15 protein-coding genes are annotated in these 20069 nt (G+C 35.4%); 7 read left to right on the forward strand and 8 right to left on the reverse strand.

Translation table 11 applies throughout. The annotated features are described in order from the left end of the window. Positions 1-25 precede the first annotated feature (25 nt). The gene (locus G7051_RS17245) at positions 26-742 is read right to left on the reverse strand and encodes a 2-phosphosulfolactate phosphatase (protein ID WP_166202260.1); all 717 of its coding nucleotides are present in this window, start codon (positions 740-742) and stop codon (positions 26-28) included. 416 nt (positions 743-1158) lie between these two features. On the opposite strand from G7051_RS17245, the gene G7051_RS17250 reads away from it, so the two are divergent. Next, the gene (locus tag G7051_RS17250; RefSeq protein ID WP_166202262.1) at positions 1159-1752 is read left to right on the forward strand and encodes a DUF3109 family protein; all 594 of its coding nucleotides are present in this window, start codon (positions 1159-1161) and stop codon (positions 1750-1752) included. Between the two features lie 2 nt (positions 1753-1754). Here the strand turns inward: G7051_RS17250 and G7051_RS17255 are convergent, their stop codons facing one another. Both G7051_RS17255 and G7051_RS17260 read right to left on the reverse strand, forming a co-directional pair. Continuing rightward, positions 1755-2132 (reverse strand): 2-amino-4-hydroxy-6-hydroxymethyldihydropteridine diphosphokinase, encoded by a 378-nt coding sequence (locus G7051_RS17255; protein WP_166202264.1) that lies wholly within the window; start codon positions 2130-2132, stop codon positions 1755-1757. Positions 2133-2253: 121 nt separating this feature from the next. Next, positions 2254-3090: a peptidase MA family metallohydrolase gene (locus G7051_RS17260; protein WP_166202266.1), complete on the reverse strand. Its 837-nt coding sequence runs from the start codon at positions 3088-3090 to the stop codon at positions 2254-2256. A gap of 122 nt (positions 3091-3212) precedes the next feature. Here G7051_RS17260 and G7051_RS17265 point away from each other — a divergent pair, with 122 nt between their 5' ends. The 4 genes from G7051_RS17265 (at position 3213) to G7051_RS17280 (ending at position 10660) form a co-directional block, all read left to right on the forward strand. Then, positions 3213-4601 (forward strand): nodulation protein NfeD, encoded by a 1389-nt coding sequence (locus tag G7051_RS17265; protein ID WP_166202268.1) that lies wholly within the window; start codon positions 3213-3215, stop codon positions 4599-4601. Between the two features lie 31 nt (positions 4602-4632). After that, positions 4633-5385 carry a 3-deoxy-manno-octulosonate cytidylyltransferase gene (kdsB, locus tag G7051_RS17270; RefSeq protein ID WP_166202270.1) on the forward strand — a complete coding sequence of 251 codons (753 nt, stop codon included), beginning with the start codon at positions 4633-4635 and terminating at the stop codon, positions 5383-5385. Between the two features lie 384 nt (positions 5386-5769). Next, on the forward strand, positions 5770-6399 hold the full coding sequence (locus G7051_RS17275) for a TetR/AcrR family transcriptional regulator (RefSeq protein ID WP_166117429.1): 630 nt from the start codon (positions 5770-5772) through the stop codon (positions 6397-6399). Positions 6400-6412: 13 nt separating this feature from the next. Further along, positions 6413-10660, forward strand: a complete 4248-nt coding sequence (locus tag G7051_RS17280) for an acyl-CoA dehydratase activase-related protein (protein WP_166202272.1) — start codon at positions 6413-6415, stop codon at positions 10658-10660. Between the two features lie 53 nt (positions 10661-10713). On the opposite strand, the gene G7051_RS17285 is transcribed toward G7051_RS17280, so the two are convergent. Further along, complete coding sequence (locus G7051_RS17285; protein WP_166202274.1) at positions 10714-11565, reverse strand: hypothetical protein; 852 nt, start codon at positions 11563-11565, stop codon at positions 10714-10716. A gap of 1 nt (position 11566) precedes the next feature. Next, positions 11567-13933: a glycoside hydrolase family 20 protein gene (locus G7051_RS17290; RefSeq protein ID WP_166202276.1), complete on the reverse strand. Its 2367-nt coding sequence runs from the start codon at positions 13931-13933 to the stop codon at positions 11567-11569. 165 nt (positions 13934-14098) lie between these two features. Between G7051_RS17290 and G7051_RS17295 the strand changes: the two genes are divergently transcribed. Together G7051_RS17295 and G7051_RS17300 are read left to right on the forward strand one after the other, a co-directional pair. After that, a complete protein-coding gene (locus tag G7051_RS17295) occupies positions 14099-15610 on the forward strand; it encodes a catalase (protein WP_166202278.1) in 1512 nt (503 codons plus the stop codon). Positions 15611-15958: 348 nt separating this feature from the next. After that, positions 15959-16399 carry a VOC family protein gene (locus G7051_RS17300; protein WP_166117434.1) on the forward strand — a complete coding sequence of 147 codons (441 nt, stop codon included), beginning with the start codon at positions 15959-15961 and terminating at the stop codon, positions 16397-16399. A 170-nt stretch (positions 16400-16569) separates the two neighbouring features. On the opposite strand, the gene G7051_RS17305 is transcribed toward G7051_RS17300, so the two are convergent. The 3 genes from G7051_RS17305 to rsxC all read right to left on the reverse strand — a co-directional run bounded on the left by G7051_RS17305 (position 16570) and on the right by rsxC (position 20068). Then, complete coding sequence (locus tag G7051_RS17305; protein WP_166202280.1) at positions 16570-17445, reverse strand: alpha/beta fold hydrolase; 876 nt, start codon at positions 17443-17445, stop codon at positions 16570-16572. Positions 17446-17706: 261 nt separating this feature from the next. Then, on the reverse strand, positions 17707-18786 hold the full coding sequence (locus G7051_RS17310) for an RnfABCDGE type electron transport complex subunit D (RefSeq protein WP_166202283.1): 1080 nt from the start codon (positions 18784-18786) through the stop codon (positions 17707-17709). Further along, entirely contained in the window at positions 18776-20068 is a 1293-nt protein-coding gene (rsxC, locus tag G7051_RS17315) for an electron transport complex subunit RsxC (protein ID WP_166202286.1), read from the reverse strand. Before rsxC ends, G7051_RS17310 begins: the two co-directional genes overlap by 11 nt. Position 20069: the final 1 nt, after the last annotated feature.

The following is a 20069-nucleotide window of genomic DNA, read 5'->3' on the forward strand; positions in this document are numbered from 1 at the left end:
AGTTATATAAAAGAATTATATCTAATTACTCTAATGTTATCTTTTTCGTGTTTTTATTGTAAATGGGCAAAACATGAGTCGTATCAAATTGCAGACAAAAGTCAGCAACATCCAAAAGGTTATGTGCTTCAAGACGTTTCATATGCTCACCTCTCTTTATGTAAGACAAGATATTCGGTTTAGCTTCTTTCCACATAGATAATGCTACACCTGCAGCATCGAAGCTGGCATTATACCCCCCTTTTTCTACCAGAATTTCAGCAAGGGCACCTCCAAATAGACTATCCTCTAAATTGAATTTATCTTGCCAGCCAGCACAAAGCACCAATACATCCTTCTTTTGCGAAAGGCAAAAATCAGCCACAGTCGAAATATTAGAGAACGAACCTATTACCAGACAAGAACAATCCTCAGCCATATCTATAGCATGCGTTCCGTTAGTTGTAGAGATAACAACATCTTTCCCCTCAACCTTTTCTCTTGTATATTCGGATGGTGTATTTCCAAAATCACCAAATTCAAATTTCACTACATTTCTTTCTCCCCCTACCAGATACCCTTTATCTTTATAAGCTTTTGCTTCTTCGACTGTAGCAACGGGCATAATACTTGCAGCTCCATTATTTAAAGCCATACACATAGTGGTAGTTGCTCGAAAAATATCTACTACGACCACAATCGTATTATCGTTTTCTACGTAATACGGATATAAAATCGGGGAAAAACAAACGTCTATTTTCATTGTTAGTATAACTTATATTTTATGCCAACCGGCAATTGAAAAAGTAGCACGACAAGGTGCCAGTAGTTACAAAAAGTAATCAGAAAGGTGACAAAAACGACTATCAAGTGTTACTTTTTTAATTTACACATAACACTGTAAATCAACAACAAGAATTAAAAAAGATGACAAAAGTTACATTTTTTAATGGCTTTTTCTTTTTCTTTCTTTTGCTGTTAACTTTTCGCCAGCCCAACCTTCTAAAAGAAGAGAGGACAGAGTAAAGATTCTTTTACAGATAGATAAATCGTTCCAACCCCTGATTTGTATTATTAAAACAAAGCTACAAAAAAATAACAGGCTACAAAAGCGGTAAAGAGTGTTTAGCTAAACTTATATAAATTCATTACCTTTGCAGACTCAATTAAAATAATAGAATGATACAAATAGATGATGCCATAGTAGCATTAGACATTATAGAAGAAAATTTCATCTGCGACCTTTCTGCTTGTAAAGGAGAATGCTGTGTAGAAGGAGAGTCTGGAGCTCCTCTAGAGAACGAAGAAGTCGAGATTATCGAAAAAGTATTACCCCTAATATGGGACGATCTGTCACCTAAAGCACAACAAGTTATCAATGAACAAGGTGTTGCTTATAAAGACAGAGACGGCGATATGGTCACCTCAATTGTAAACGGTAAAGATTGTGTATTTACCTATTACGATGAAAAAGGAGTATGCAAATGTGCCATTGAAAAAGCATATAGAGAAGGTAAAACCGATTTCTACAAACCGATTTCCTGCCACTTATACCCTATAAGGTTAGAGAAATTCAGAGAATTTACAGCGGTCAATTATCATAGATGGCGAATATGTAAAGCAGCTGTATTATTGGGTAATAAAGAAGGATTACGAATATATCAATTCCTGAAAGAACCACTGATTCGCAAATTTGGAGATGCGTGGTACAACGAATTATGTATTGCGGCAGATGAATATAAAGAAATGAAAAAAAATAGGTTGACTAAATAAAGTCAACCTTTTTTATTTAAATTATCAAAAAGGCTACTTATATAGGGACGTTCGAAATCTTCCGATTTGATAATCTTACCATTTACGACAAGTAAGTCAACATCTATTTTTATTATCCCTTGTGATTTTTCTTCTGACCGACGACCTATTTCCGATTCTATTCTCTTCAATTTCTCGGCTACAATCAATTCACTATCCTCTGAATTAATTAATGCCAACTGGTTATAAAAATCAGAGTGATAAGTTTCACCATACGGTTCAGTATTAATCATCTCAGAAAATACCACTTCAGGATAATCTTTACTAAGCAGATAACGGCAACGGGACATGTTTTCTGCCCTGTTTTCGTTCGATCCCATGCTTATAATAAATGTATTCATAACAGTTTACAAATATACATTCATTTTTATAAAGGAGCTGAATCGGTGTATTATTTTAGCGGGATATATTTTTTAGAAAAGAAGTGCATTTGAATTAAAAAACACTTTTCTATTCTGTTTATCAATAGCATGTTTTTTCAAATTCGCTCCAGTCTAATTTAATAGGGTCTGGGTATTTTTCGATTAATTCAATTTCCACTTTTTTCATCATATCATCAAAGTCAACTCCATATATTGTAACAAAGTCATCCATTGTACCAGTCCATAACCTTTTGAGACTGTCTATTCCATAATTATCTATCAAAACTTTCACCATATATGCAGACTGATTGTAAGCTATTTTGGGATATTGAGAATCAAACTGATTTAGAAGTGAATCTCCACTAATGAGTTTTTTACTTTGTATAAAGTATACGTATTTCTCCTCAAAGGAATAAGTATCACATTCCGCTTTAGGATCGGCATAAGTAGCTAATCCTTCTTGTAACCACGAAAAACGGTTATAATCATCGGGGATACCCCATTTACATTCCGAAACCATATGCATTAATTCATGTTTAAGAGGATTTCTATCTCCACCAATACTGATTATTAGTTTTTGCTTAACAAACTCGTCAACACTTGTAAAAGCAAGCCCCGATATTGGTGCACCTACATGCGTAATCATATCATTCCTATTACGAACTAATATAATATCGATAGAGTCATTAAGTTCGAGTTCTTTTAATATCGCTAAATTTTCTTTAATATATCGATTAGTCAAACTTATCATCGAGTTTCTTTCCTCCATACTTACATCAGAATAAAAAGTATATTTTATCTTTCCATCCTGTTTATAAAACATATCACCTACGTCTCGTATAAAATCATTTCGCTGATACCACCCATCACTTTGAGAAAAAGCCTTATTATTGAAGAGTATTAGTAAGAATATTAAAAGAAATATTGTTTTTTTCATAAATATTTAAAGTTATTCATTACCTCAAATGTACCTATAAATTTTCTAAAAGTCCATAGATTAAATATTTTGAATTACCTTTGTTAAGGTCATATACACTAAATAAATATAGACTGAACTATATGAAAAAAGCACTTATATTTCTTCTTTTAACTTTTGTCGGGTATATTCAACTTATGGCGAATACCGATACTCCTCTTATATATAGAATCAATATCAAGCAAGAAATAGGTCCCGTAACATGGCAGTATCTACAGAATGGATTACATCTTGCAGAAAAAGAAAAAGCCGATTACATACTTATCGATATGAATACCTATGGGGGAACTGTTGTTGAAGCCGATTCGATGCGAACAGCTATCTTAAACAGTAAAATACCTGTATACGTATTCATTAATAATAATGCAGCATCGGCAGGAGCTTTGATAGCTATTGCCTGTGACAAAATATTTATGCGGAACAGTGCCAATATAGGAGCAGCAACGGTTGTTGATGCCTTGGGTGAAAAAGCTCCTGACAAATATCAATCTTATATGCGGTCGCTAATCAGATCTACCGCCGAAAGCCACGGTAAGGACACTCTTATATCACAAACCAATGATACAACATTTACATGGAAACGAGATCCTCGCATTGCAGAAGCAATGGTAGACGAGCGTGTAGTTATTCCCATATTGACCGATACCACCAAAGTATTGACATTAACAGCAAATGAAGCGGTTAGCGTCGGGTATTGTGACGGTATTGCCGAAAACATCTCTGAAATAATAGTGAAACATATGAATATCGAAAACTATGACATTCAAACATATAACCCTACGATATTTGATTATATCAAGAACTTTCTCACCAATGGAATAGTACAAAGTATTCTCATTATGGTTATCATAGGCGGTATATATATAGAACTTAAGACTCCCGGAGTAGGTTTACCCGTTGCTATGGCTATTACGGCAGCCTTATTATATTTTACCCCTCTATATATGGATGGTTATGCTCAGAATTGGGAAATTATCATATTCGTCATAGGACTTATTCTCATAGCATTCGAGATATTTGTCATACCCGGATTTGGTGTGGCGGGCATCAGTGGAATTGTACTTACTGTCCTCGGGTTATTCCTTAGTTTGGTGGGGAATGTTGATTTTGACTTTACAGGAGTATCAGCTGACCAAACTCTCAAATCATTTATTACGGTCATCGTAGGAATACTGATGTCGTTTGTCCTTATCATCACCTTGATAAGCAGAATAGGAAAAAAAGGAAGCATGTTCAGAAATATTGCTTTGACAAGCGATCAGGAAGGCTTTATTTCCGTACCCGAAGAGCAAAAACTTATGATAGGCAAGATTGGACACGCTGCTACTGTTTTAAGACCATCAGGTAAAGTGATTATAGACGGTCAATACTATGATGCTGTTGCCAATCAAGGATTTATAGAAAGTGGAAAGAATATTAAAGTCATTAAGTACGAAAGCTCTCAACTATATGTTGTTGAAATAAAAGAGTAAACGAGTGTACAAGTAAAGCAAACTAAAATATATGAAATTTATAGGAATTATACCTGCCAGATACGGATCATCACGTTTTCCGGGAAAACCCCTAGCTGATATGGCAGGAAAACCGATGATACAAAGGGTATACGAACAAGTTAAAAAAGCGATTGACGAAGTTTGGGTAGCAACCGACGATGAACGTATTCTAAAAGTTGTAGAGGATTTTGGAGGAAAAGCCGTCCTCACATCTCCCGACCATAAAAGTGGAACAGACAGATGCAATGAGGCTTTTTCGAAAATTGGAAACGGCTTTGATGTCGTAATCAATATACAGGGAGATGAACCTTTTATTCAACCTCAACAAATCGAAACACTTAAATCTTGTTTCGATTCTAAAGAAACCGAATTGGCTACTTTAGTAAAACCATTCAAAAAAGAAGATGGCTTTGAGGTACTTTTCAATCCAAATTCGCCTAAAGTAGTTTTGAATAAAAATAGCGAAGCTATTTATTTCAGCCGTTCTATTATCCCCTATATAAGAGATGCTCATCATACAGAATGGCTTGACAAACATATATTTTACAAGCACATAGGTATGTATGCATACAGAGCTAATGTCTTGAAAAAAATTACCTTGCTACCTCAATCGAATCTTGAATTGGCTGAATCTTTAGAACAGCTTCGATGGATTGAAAACGGTTATAAGATAAAAGTCGGACTTACTGATATAGAAACTATTGGTATTGATACTCCCGAAGATATGGAAAAAGCAATTAAGCTACTAAATCTAAATAACTGATTTGATTTACAAACCTTGCAATAAGATGACAAAAAGTACAAAACCGTCATTTATATAAAAATCTAATAAACAGAAAACTAATCTTAAAAACATTACAAAAGTGACAAAAGTGACAACTTTTTCACTTCGTTTTTCGTGTAACCTTTTTTGAGTTGTTTGAGATAAAATAAAAAGATAAGCTTGTTTCCATAAATACTTTCTTATACAGATAAATTTTCAGGGTAAAACAGATTCATATCTCTATCACGATTAACATTGATTGGTATAATTAAGAAGAAAAAAAACATCACAGCAATTAAACACTTGTTTAGTTGCTGTTTTTTTTATTAATTTGCAGTATTAAACAGTTGTTTAATACTGCACGAATATTATTATACCTAAGATATGATCAACGATAAAGATCCCCATGAAGTAAAGAGAAAAATTTTAAAAGAAGCTAAAACCCTCTTTATAAAAAACGGGTATAATGGAACAAGTATCAGGGATATAGCCAAAGCATCGGATACAAATGTAGCAATGGTAAATTATTATTTTCAATCGAAATACAACTTGTTTGAGATAATATTTGAGGAGGCAATGGAGATACTTACTCAAAAAATATTCCTGACTTTAGGGTCTGATATGCCATTCTTTGAACTAATAGAAACATGGATACATACTTACTATGAGATTCTTTTTGAATATCCTCAAATCCCCATGTTCATATTAAATGAAGTAAGCCTCAATCCGCAAAGGCTAACCACACGGATAAAAAGTAAGAATCCCTTTCAGGCATTCGAACAGATCGCAAAACGCATACAAGATGAAACAGCCAAAGGTACAATAAGAGAAACACCATCTGCTGATTTTCTTTTAAATATTATTTCCCTATCGCTATTCCCTTTTATGTTCGGAGAATTAGCCATGGCACTCATGGATGTTTCGAGAGAAAAATACAGCGAACTGATTGCCAATCATAAAAAATATGTTGTAGAGTTTACCATTAATGCTCTGCAACCCAATACTAAGCTTTAAAATATTGCCCGATATGCACACAAAACTTCAATATAAAATGGGAGTTGACGTTGGATCAACGACTATTAAAATAGTAATTATAGATTCTGATTCGCAGATTATCTATAAAGCCTATCGCAGACATCAGGCAAATATACAGCAATCGTTTGCCGAAGAATTAGACAAGGTAACCAATCAATTTCCTGATACCGAATTCTGTATAAACATTACAGGATCGGCAGGTATGGGTATTGGCGAACGTATAGGTGTTACTTTTGTACAAGAAGTAGTAGCCGCTGTAGAAGTGGTTAATAAAGTATATCCTGAAACTCATACTCTTATTGATCTGGGTGGTGAAGATGCCAAAATGGTTTTCTTCAAAGAGGGAAAACATCCCGACATCCGCATGAATGGTAGTTGTGCCGGTGGTACCGGTGCTTTTATCGATCAGATGGCAAACCTGATGAATATTTCAACCGAAGAATTAGGAAATCAGGCTCTTAAATTCGAGAAAATATATCCTATCGCCTCTCGTTGTGGTGTATTTGCAAAAACAGATGTACAAAATCTGATAAGCAGAAACATTCCCGTAGCTGATATATCGGGTTCTATTCTTCATGCAGTAGCACTTCAAAGTGTTACTACCCTAGCCAGAGGTTGCGATATTGTACCTAAAATACTATGCATTGGAGGTCCTTTGACGTTTATTCCTGCCTTACGAAATTCATTCAGAGAGGTATTAAAAATAGAAGATAACGATTTTATACTACCCGAAAACGGAGAATATTTTCCGGCTTGGGGAGCTGCATTATATCAACAAAAGGATATAGCTTATCACAATCTGAACGATTTAATATCCAAATCCGAAGACAATACAACAGCTCAGAAAGACTATTTACCGGCTTTATTCAACAATGAAGAAGAGTATCAGGAATGGAAGAAAAATAGAAAGATTAAGCCTCTACAATTTCAAGAACTGGGAAGTAAGAAAGAAATAGAATGTTTCCTCGGGATAGATTCGGGGTCTACTACAACCAAAATTGTAGTGATGGATTCCGATGCCAATATCATATATCGCTTTTATGGAAGCAATGAAGGAAATCCTCTCAAGAAAGTTATAGAAGGACTTTCGAAGTTTTATAAGAAAGCAGAAGACAAAGGTGTATCCTACAAATTCTTATCCTCAGCAGCGACAGGCTATGGTGAGGATCTTATAAAATCGGCTTTAGGACTCGATTATGGAATTGTAGAAACCATGGCTCACCTGTCAGGAGCACAATATGTAGACCCTCAGGTTTCTTTTATTCTCGATATTGGGGGGCAGGATATTAAATCGATATTCACCGAAAACGGAGTAATTTCCAATATTGAATTGAATGAGGCTTGTTCTGCCGGATGCGGTTCGTTTTTACAGAACTTTGCATCTACAATGAATATGACTTTGGGCGAATTTTCCCATGCCGCATGTATAGCACAACATCCGTCTGATTTAGGTTCACGCTGTACTGTCTTTATGAATTCGAAAGTAAAACAGTCGCTTCGTGAAAATGCCGGAATGGATGATATTGCCGCCGGACTTGCTTATTCAGTCGTGAAAAACTGTTTATACAAAGTTCTAAAAATATCCAATCTTAAACAGTTGGGCGATCACATTGTTGTTCAGGGAGGTACATTCCGAAACGATGCCGTATATCGTACTTTGGAATTACTTTCGGGAAAATCGATAAGTTCGACAGATCATCCCGAATTGATGGGTGCTTTGGGTGCTGCTCTTTATTCTCAAAGATTATGGAAAAAAAAGCAAGCCACAACTCCTGCCAACGGAGCAATATCTTTGCCCAATATAGAAGCCATTGATACAAGAGAGCTTCAATGTAAAGGCTGTACGAATAATTGTTCGGTATTACGGTTTAAATTCGAAAACGGTAATATCTGTTATGCAGGCAACAAATGCGAAAAGATATTTTACAATAAAAGTTCTATACAAAAAGGTGGTTATAACGGTTTTGATGAAAAGAATGAAATATTATTCAACCGAGGAGTTAATGCCGATAATATCCAACAAGGTAAAACAATCGGGATACCTCGTGTCTTGAATATGTTCGATAATTATCCTTTCTGGCATACACTTCTTTCGGATTGCGGATTCAATGTGAGATTATCACCCGAATCAACCTTTCCTCTTTATCAAAAAGGAGTGGGCGGTGTAATGTCCGATAATATCTGTTTTCCTGCAAAACTGGTACACGGACACGTGTTATCGCTTATCGAACAGAAAGTAGACCGCATCTTCTACCCTATTATACCCAAGGAAGAGAAAGAATTTGGCAGTTCATCCAACTCTTTCAATTGCCCTGTGGTGAGTGGTTATCCCGAAGTTATCAGAAGTTCGGTAGAACCCGACGAAAAATATGGTATCGCCTTCGACAAACCTGTTATAACATTCAGTAGCGATAAGGCTTTGGAGAAAGGTTGTTTTGACTACTTATCATCATTAGGTGTTTCAAAGTCTGTTTTCAGTAAAGCGTTTGAGAAAGCGATGAAGGTAAAAACAGAGGTAAAAGTACAGCTAAGAGAAAGTCAAAAAGAATTACTAAATCAGGCTATCGCAAATAACGAAACAGCTTTTGTTGTTGCAGGAAGACCGTACCATGCCGACCCTCTTATTCATCAGAAAGTCGGACAGATATTATCTGATCTGGGGGTTACAGTATTTACGGATGATGTTTTCCGTAAAGAAGAAAGCTCTGGATTCGGACGTTTGAATATTGTATCACAATGGTCGTATCCTAATCGTGTAGTACAAGCAGCTATGGAGGTTGCAAAACTACCTCAGAATATACAATTGATTCAGTTGAATTCTTTCGGTTGTGGGCCTGATTCCTTTTTTATGGATGAAACACAGGATATACTAAAGGCAGCAGGTAAGAACCTCACAATCTTACGTATTGACGAGATAGCCAGCCCGGGATCTATTAGATTGCGTTTACGTTCTCTGGTTGAATCTCTCAAAACGATTAATACACAGGAACAGAAAGCTCCTCAACCGGCATACGAGGGTTATCGCACGCCTTATACAAAAGAAGACCGAAAGAAAACGATACTCCTCCCTTGGTTTACCGACTTTTTATCGCCTTTTGCTCCTGCTTTGGGTGAATTGGTCGGGTATAAACTTCAAAACCTCCCTAAATCGAACAAAGTATCGGCAGATTTAGGTTTGATGTATGGTAATAATGAGGTTTGTTACCCATCAACCCTTATATTAGGGGATATTATCAGCACACTACAATCAGGAGAGTATGATGTACAAGATGTGGTTCTGGCAATAACTCAAACGGGTGGGCAATGTCGTGCGACCAACTATCTGGCTCAAATAAAGAGCGGATTACAAAATGCAGGATTCAGAGACATTCCCGTTATTGCCCTTTCGTCAGGAGACTCGTATCAGAATGAAGAAAGTGAGTTTAATATCGACTGGAAAAAACTGGCTAAAATTGCGGTTGATACTGTGCTTTACTCGGACGCTTTACAACAAATGCACAGTGCAATTAGTGTGCGTGAAAAAACAAAAGGTGCATCGCAGCAAGTATTTGACTTTTATATTGAAAGAGGAATTGATGGAGTAAGAGCCAATTCCCCTAAAATGCTACGTCGATTATTAAAAGAAGCTGTTGCCGACTTCAATAATGTACCTATTTTTGAAAAACAATATACCAGAGTTGGTCTTATCGGTGAAATATTCTTGAAATATAACAATTATGCTCAGGCAAATATAACGGAATGGCTACGGTCGAAAGAAGTTGAAGTTTCATGTCCTCCTCTTTTGGATTTCCTAATTCAATTCTTTGTCAACAACAAAGAAGATGTAAAAAATGGTCTGAAAGAAGAAACTATCTTCGCAAAAGCCATGCAACCTCTTATCTGGACTTGGATCAATAGCAAGATTAAGAAGTTCGAAAAGATCATGTCTAATTTCAAATTCTATGAGGCATCCGAATCTATTTTTGCTAAAGCTGAAGCTGCTTCCGAAGTATTAAGCCTATCCAATCAATATGGTGAAGGATGGCTTATTGCAGGTGAAATAGCCCACTACGCACGTAAAGGGGTTAATAAAGTGGTATGCATTCAACCTTTCGGATGTATAGCCAATCACATTGTAGCTAAAGGAATTGAGAAGCGATTGAAAACTCTATACCCCGATATGAATATCCTATATCTCGATATTGATGGTGGTATTGCCGAAGTAAATTTACAGAATCGTTTACATTTTATGATTTCATAAATCAGATTGTAATATATAAAAAGAGAGTCATAGTCTGAACTCTCTTTTTTCTTTCAAAATTGAAAGTCAAACTCTTCCTTTACAATATTTTCAATCCTCTCTGTCATGTATTCACAAGAATAACAAAAATTCAGATCACCTTTTTTCTTTAAAATAGACTCAATCATTTTCTGATCATCAATAAAAGGTTTATATCCCTTTTTATTCAACTCATAAAATCCATACAAAGCATATATTTGTTTCTCCACGTTAGAAGATTGAAGCCAGCGTCTTATTTCATTTATATTCTTATAAGTAACTAATAAATTCATTATTTGTCTTTCATTAGGAGGCTGGAATCCAATCCCACAACCCTCTCCATAAACAATATCTGTTACAAAAAGCTCATTTAGATTCAAATCTATCAAAAAAACATTCCTAAATTTAGTATTTAGCATATCATACTCGAATCGATCCTTATACTCTTCTTTTATAAATGTAAAATCAGCACCCCTAAAAGAAGTAATCTTTCCTAAATTATAATAGATAATATTTTTATCTTGCAGAATAAGGTTAACTCTAAAAGAATATATTGTAGATATATATTTGTTTTCCTTATCAGGAATAGTCAGACCAATATAATAACATACTTGACTATAATTATCAATAATATCACGTTCTAAAGAAAGTCCTCCGTCTATTGTCTCATCATATATTCTTTCAATAGCTGATTCAAACTCATTAATAGTTTTAGATCCTAATGACGAGATAATTTCTTTTCGAAGATCTAAAATTTTCATTTTATGAAATACCTCTGATCCAATTCCTTTTTTCTCTTTTAGACCTAAAGTTAAATTGTTATTCTTTATACAAGAACAAAATAAAATACTACTTATTAAAATCAATGCTATTACTTGCTTAAGCATATTATTCTACAACTATTTCGTCAACCATTATATAAGCCTTTGCTCCAGCTTTTTCATGCCACGCTGGCAATCCCTCAACAGCCTCAAGTGTTACTCGTATATAGTTGGCTTTTACTGTATCAAATGTTTCTTTTACTTCAAATATCTGTGGTTTAATATGCTCATTAAGTATTGGCTGCGTTTTAAAACCTACTTCTCTGAAAGTTTTTCCATCATCCGACACCTCTATTTTTATTGATTTAGCAAATAATAATCCACCACGACTATTTATAAATTGATTTACTCGCACCGATGAAACGGCTGTCTGACCACCCAACCTTATTGTTGCTACCATATCTTCTCCTAAAAATCCAAGCCACAATCCTGTACGATAACTATTCTTATACCCTTCTTGCCCATCAACTAAAGTTATTGCTCCATTAAATGTATACTTCTTATCAGGCTGATTCTTCAACTCAATAGGTTTCGCGGTAGCTTTATTAAATGAAAATTCTTTTGAGTAAATTTTACTTTGTATACCATCTCTCACAACTAATGCTTTTAAATTGCTTGATTTAGAAATGATAATAGGTTCTGAATATTTAAGGCTTTTTTCTGTTGGTACAGTACCATCCAATGTATAATAAATAGGAGCAGTATCGAATGTTGAAAGTGCTACCTTTATCTCACTTTTATCTGTATCATAATCATATTTTGTCTGCACCCCATAAGCTTGCTTACAATTTTCATAGCCTAGTTTATCTAACAATAAAGATTGTCGGTACATTCTCGCTACAAAGTTATTGTAATCTTTTTCCTGAGGATACGACCATAAGGTTTCAGCCAAAGCTCCTAAGCGAGGCAACAACATATATTCTACATTTTTACTGGTAGGCATATATTCAGTCCAGACATTTACTTGTCCTCCCAAAATATTTTTTTGCTGATCTTTTTCTAGTTCAACAGGTATAGGATCAAAGCTATATACTTTCTCCAAATCCGTTAACCAACCGAAAGTATAGGGTTCGTTATCCACATCAGGTGATTGATAATAATCGAGATAAAGATGTGATTCGGGAGTCATTATTACATCATGACCTCTGCCAGCTGCATATATTCCACCATCAGTTCCTCGCCACGACATAATAGTAGCATTAGGAGCAATTCCTCCTTCTAATATCTCATCCCAACCTATTATAGATTTTCCTTTTTTATTAATCAGCTCTTCTACCCGATGGATAAAATAGCTTTGCAATTGTTCTCCGAGTGAATGTGCTTTTGTCTCTCTGATTCCTAAAGCTTTTATTCTCGCCTGACATTTAGGACAAGCCATCCATCTGTTTTTCAAACATTCGTCTCCTCCAATATGAATATATTTAGCAGGAAATAATTCTGCAACCTCAGTAAATACATCATCCAAAAATGTAAATACACTATCGTTTCCAGCACAAAGCACATCCTCAAATATACCCCAACCTCGTCCAACCTGATAAGGTCCTCCGATACAGCCTAATTCGGGATAAGATGCCAAAACAGCCAATGTATGTCCGGGAATATCTATTTCAGGAATAACCGTTATATAACGTTGACGGGCATATTCTACCACATCTTTTATTTCTTCCTGAGTATAAAAACCACCGTAAGGCTTACCGTCATATTCTTCCGAATGACGATCAGTAGCAGTTTCAGATCTTTGTGCGCCAATTTTAGTCAGATTAGGATATTTCTTTATTTCGATTCGCCACCCTTGATCATCTGTTAGATGCCAATGAAAGACATTCATATTGAATAATGCCAGAACATCTATATACTTCTTTATAAAATCTGCCGAATAAAAATGACGGGACACGTCTAACGATACTCCCCTATGTGAAAATTGCGGATAATCCTCAATTACCGCCGCAGGAAAAGAAATGTTATTTACACTCTCTACAGGTAATGATTTTCTCAGTGTCTGGATAGCATAAAATACACCTGATGCACCTGCCCCATTTATGAGTATATTATGAGGTGTGACAGATAATTTATAATAATCGGGATTTGTATTTAGTGTTGTATCTATTTGAAATTCTATAATATTCTCAGCATCTTTCTTTGTAGTCAATTGAATATCAACACCTATACACTCGTTAATATATGCAGCTAAGAAAGAAGCCAACTGATGTGATTGGCTATCATTCTCTATATAAAAGATTCGGGTTGATTTATCCAAAACAAAAGGATTGCTTTCTGCCTGATAAATTATTTGTCGAGGTAAAGGAACAACCTCATAATTGGCGTTTACAGTCTTGTCTTCATTTGTACAAGCACAAAATAGAAAGATACAAAATATAGTGGTTAATGATAATAAGAAGGTCACAAACCTTTTTAGTGTTTGATTAAATTTCATGGTAGAATTAGGTATAACAGATAATTAAAAACAATAAATATACAAATAAAATACATAGTGTAAAAATTCTAAATTTTATAAACATTTCGTTTTACTCCTTGTTATGAAAAGGTATACAGTTCGAAAAATTCCCTCCACCACACATAAACTAAATAAATTAAAACTATGAAAGAAGAAGAAAAAAAGAAAACCTTAACAACTAATCAAGGCAGTCCTGTGGACAATGATCAGGCTTCGATTACAACCCAAAACCCTACAATGACTTTGCTTTCGGATACTCACATGATCGAAAAACTGGCACATTTCGACAGAGAACGTATTCCCGAAAGAGTTGTACATGCTAAAGGTTCGGGAGCTTTTGGCTACTTTGAAGTTACAAACGATGTAACGAAGTATACTTGTGCCGATTTTCTATCTCAGATTGGTAAAAAGACCGAAATGCTAGCCCGATTCTCAACTGTAGGAGGCGAAAAAGGTTCTGCCGATACAGCCCGTGATCCTCGTGGCTTTGCTTTGAAATTCTATACAGAACAAGGTAATTACGACATGGTAGGTAATAATACGCCTGTATTCTTTATTCGGGATGGTATTAAATTTCCCGATTTTATCCATACTCAAAAAAGGAATCCAATATCAAATCTCCCCGATCCCGATGCTTTTTGGGATTTTCTGTCATTGACTCCCGAAAGTATACATCAGGTTACTATTCTTTTCTCCGATAGAGGTACGCCCGATGGTTTTCGTCACATGCACGGATTCTCAAGCCATACTTTTATGTGGTACAATGCCCAAGGTGAGCATGTATGGATAAAATGGCATTTTAAAACGGCACAGGGAGTAAAAAACTTAACCAATGAACAAGCGACCGAATTGGCTGGCACAGATCCTAATTATGCAACACGTGATCTGTACGAAAGTATCGAAAAAGGCGATTATCCTGCTTGGGATGCTTTTGTTCAGATAATGACTCCCGAACAAGCAAACCATTATAAATTCGATCCGTTTGATATCACCAAAGTATGGTATCAAGGTGAGTACCCATTGATTCCCGTAGGTAGATTTGTACTAAACCGCAATCCAGAGAATCATTTTAATGAAATTGAACAAGCTGCTTTTTCTCCCGGAAATTTTGTTCCCGGCATAGCCGCTTCACCCGATAAAATGTTGCAGGTACGTTTATTCAGTTATCCTGATACTCATAGGCATAGATTAGGGGCAAACTTTGACCAATTGCCTGTAAATGCTCCTAAGTGTCCGATGCATAATTATCAGCGTGATAGCTATATGAATACCCGTAATGATGTACCTGCCCCTAATTACTATCCTAATTCGTTCGAAGGTGCTGCACCCGATGCCAAGTTTACACCTCCGGCATTAGATGTACAGGGACTAGCTGCACGACATGAGTATCCGTTAGGAGATATTGACTTTGTTCAGGCAGGAGAACTGTATGGTCGTGTACTGAGCAATTATGATAAAACCAACCTTATCAATAATCTTGTAGGTCACATGAAGAATGCACAACAACGCATTCAATTACGTCAGGCTGCATTATTCTACAAAGCTCATCCCGAATATGGAACCCGTATTGCACAAGGTCTGGGGTTGAGTGTTGACAGAGTTAGGCAATTAGCTGAAATGAGTCAGGAAGATAGGGTAAAAGCTACTGCAAAATAATATATCATTAATCCGTAGTGTATTTAAGCAATACTCATTTTTAAGTTGTTTATATAAACACTATATTCTATTTTAGATAACAAGGTCGGAGATAAAATTACAAATAGCTGATATTCAGAATAAATACTCACATATTCTGAAGTTAAATCGACAGCAATCAATTTAATATCCGATAATTTAGATTTACGTTTTTGATTCAAAAAATTCATCTTGCATTCTGTTTTTTGTAAAGTTTCGAGTATTTTTCATAACTTGCAATAAAGTTGTTCATACTACTTAATCAATTGGTAATAAATATAATACTCCTATTTTGATAATTATAAAAGAATAATATTAAATTAAAAAGTTATGAAATTCAGTAATGTACGACTGCTAGTCAAAGACTTTGCAAAATGCTTCAAATTTTATAAAGAACAATTGGGGCTAATCCCTGCTTGGGGAGATGAAAATAGTGGCTATGCCAGTTTTAAGGTAGCAGAAGGAATCGAGGGATTAGCTCTGTTTGTATCAGATTGGATGGCTCCTTCTATAGGGAACGTTAACAAACCAATGCCTACGGACTGCCGTGAGAAAATGATGATATCATTTGAAGTATCAAATGTGGATGAAATTTATAAAACATTATTTGCGAATGGAGTAAAGTTTATTAATCAACCAACAGATATGCCAGATTGGGGGATGCGAGTGGTTCACCTAAGAGATCCTGAAGAAAATCTGATAGAGCTATTTACTATGCTAGCACCCGAACAATATAGTAAGGAACTTGTAGAAGAAAACAAGAAATATTAATGAACGACGGGTATCAGCAATAAAATTCTATACAAAGTAAAAGCCCTAAGATCAAAATAATCTTAGGGCTTTTACTTTTTTAGTGCAATTCTTTCGAAAAGCAGAATCGACCAAATGCAAATATATGGGTAGCCATAAAAATACCGAATAATACCCCTCCCATAAATTCTTTAAAGTATTTTGTAAACTTTAGCTAGAAAACTTCGTATTTCTGCTCCGATTTCCTCAAGATGAGTCTCTAAAGCAAAATGTCCCGTATCATACAATTTTACAATGGCATTAGGGTTATCTCTCTTAAAACACTCTGCACCCACAGCTAAAAAGAAAGGATCATTCTTACCCCATGTAGCAAGAAAAGGAGGCTGATAGGTTCGGAAGTATTCTTGAAATTTAGGATATAGAGCTACATTATTGCTGTAGTCTCCAAATAAATCAAGTTGTATATCAGTACTCCCTTTACGATTAAGGAAATATTGATCAGAGTTATATCCATCCGGAGAAACTAAGCTGGTATCATTTACTCCATAGAGATATTGCCATTTAGTTGTCTCTTCTGTCAAAAAAGACTTTAATGCATCTCTATTTTGAGATGTCTTTTCAGTCCAATATTTTCTTATCGGGTTCCAACCTTCACTCAATCCTTCTTCATAAGCATTTCCATTTTGTGAAATAATTCCTGTAATTTTTTCAGGATTTGAAAGTGCTAATCTAAATCCAACCGGAGCACCATAATCAAATACATAGATTGCAAATTTATCTAATTTGAGTTCCAGAGTAAATAGATTGATATAATAAGCCAGGTTATCAAAAGTATAACTAAATTCTTTATGATCACAATGACTTGATAATCCGAAACCTAAAAGATCGGGAGCAACCACATGATAATCTTTTGCAAGTATAGGTATTAAATTTCGAAACATATGGGAAGATGAAGGAAACCCATGTAAAAGAAGGATTGTCGGAGAAGTTTCTTTTCCTGCTTCACGATAAAATATAGTTTTAGTATCTATACTAACTGTTTTGTAACTTACTTTATTTGTATTCATATTTTATATAATTAGAATGTCAAACAAAGTTACGACATTAAACATTTGTCTGAAATGACAATAAATATGCAAATACTGCCATTTGAATAATAAAACATATAGCCATCCTAGCCTTTCTTGGATCGACAATAGATACAACAACCTACCCTATATCGAAAAAAATTTAATCGAACATCTCAGATTTTCAATAATATATATACTACTGACAGTTACAAAGTGTTCGAATACCATAAAATATGCATGATATACTCGCTGCATGTATTATTGTTTCGAGAAGCAGAATCGCCCGATTACAATCAATATATAAGCAAAGATTAAATACCTCACCAAATCAAAATGATGTAAATAAACTAAAGCAAAGGTTGTAGCAACAATTCCGATAGTAAGCAGAACTCCTGCCCCTACTCGTTCCTTTAGATTTATATTTTCGCCCCAAACTTTCGGCTTAAATATCCAATTGATAGGAATAACAAATCCATTCACAAGTAAAATAGAATAGGACATATACTCGTATTTTACATCATTCAACAGGCAGAGCATAGCAACCAGACCGATCATAGCCCCATAGTATAGTTTTCCCATCTTAGTGGATGCACTCGATGGCATATCGGTAGCCATAAATAAGGTTCCTAATAATATTCCTCCTAAAGAGAATTTAATATCCTTAAAAGCAAATATTTGCAGTAGGATAAAGAATGTAACTAACAATCCGAATGGTATATGCCACGAAATGCGTCTACGCAACAGTAGATATAATCCTCCCAGTACCAGAAGTATAACTGAATATTCTCCTATTGCCCCCGATGGCTTAAAGAATATAGAGTTCATATATTCAGTAAAACCTCCATTTCCTAAGAAATTGAAAATATTCAGATCCTGAAAATTGACATAGTCTTTATTGTACCAAATAGTTCGAGAGGTCATTACCAAAGGAAAAAAGACAGTCATAAATTCCCGTCCAACCAAAGCAGGGTTAAACATATTACGTCCCAATCCTCCCCAAAGTATCTTACCAAAGATTACAGCCATAGCCGAACCAAAGGCAACTACATACCAAGGAGTAAAAGGTGCTAATGTAAAAGCCAGTAAAATAGCAGTCACTATTGCCGAACCATCGAGCAATGTATTCCATTTTTTAAGGAAAATACCTGCAAATATAAATTCGCCAACCATAGCACTGATAACAGCAACGAACATCACAAACAGAGGAGCCTCTCCATATGCAAAATACGAAATAACCGCACAGGGAACGAGTGCCAGAAGAACATCCGACATTACTTCCCAAACACTATCTTTGGCTCGTACAAAAGGTGTATATACAGTTTTACTATCAGTTTGCATGAGTCAATAAAGCTTTTAGTTTTACCTTTCCTTCTTTGATGCTTTCCATCAATGGAACATCACTCGGGCAGATGTATTCGCAGGCAGCACATTCTATACATGAATTTAAGCTGTATTTTTCTAATGAAGCAATCTTTCCTGTTCTGTAATTTTCAGCAAATACAAGAGGCATCAGTTTCATCGGACATACATCTACACAATAACCGCACGATATGCAGTTATTCCTTTTAATCTCTTTCTTTTTGAAAAACAGTACTCCCGATGAACCTTTGATGATTGGAGCTGAAGCTTCCACAACATTCTTACCCATCATAGGACCACCCAGAACCAATTGCTTATCGTCTAATGTATTTGTCAGATTCTGATATTCTAAAATATGGCTGATAGGTGTGCCAATTTTAACTTGGTAGTTTCCCGATTTCTTAGATTGTTCGCCCGAAACAGTTATTATACGTTCAGTTAAAGGTTTACGCTCCACAAGTGCATTATATACAGCATGAACTGTACCCACATTACTCACCATTAATCCCTCATCCTTGGGTAGAACGCCACGAGCTAATTCTTTTCCTGTAACAGATTTGATAAGTTGCAACTCTCCTCCCTGAGGATATTGATTGGGCAATATGGCAACCCTTATATTTTTATATTCAGGCTGAGATAAAAATGGACTAAATACATCCAACAGTTCTTTATTCTGCTTTTCTATTGAAAGGACTATTTCTTGAGCTTGAAGTACTTTATTTATCAAAAATATACCTCGGAACAGTTCTTCGGTCTTATCTCTCATCAAAGCATAATCAGCCGTCAGATAAGGTTCGCACTCAGTGCCGTTGACAATAAAAGTATTAATCTTTTTGCCTAGCAGGTTATACTTTACAAAGGTCGGAAACTGTGCTCCTCCCTCTCCTACTATACCTGCACCTTTTATGATAGCTAATATCTCATCGGAGGTCAGGTTATCAGCATCAATTACCGGTCGTGTAATCTCTTCATTTCTAAAATCATTTTGCAGAACTATGGTTTCAACCAAAGTTCCATCCGCCAGAGGATGTAATTCTATCGCCTTGATCGTACCCGAAACCGGAGCATGAATATTAGCCGACAAGTTACGTGTTTCCTCAGCTATAATCTGATATTTAAGAACATACTCACCAACTTCTACAATTGGTTTTGCTGCTTGCCCTATATGTTGTAACAAAGGCAGATACAAAACAGGAGCATCGGGAATATCCGATATACTCATCTGCTTGGTTTTGCTCTTCATCGAAAAAATATGCATCATA

Source organism: Dysgonomonas sp. HDW5B, assembly GCF_011299335.1.
GTDB lineage: Bacteria > Bacteroidota > Bacteroidia > Bacteroidales > Dysgonomonadaceae > Dysgonomonas_A.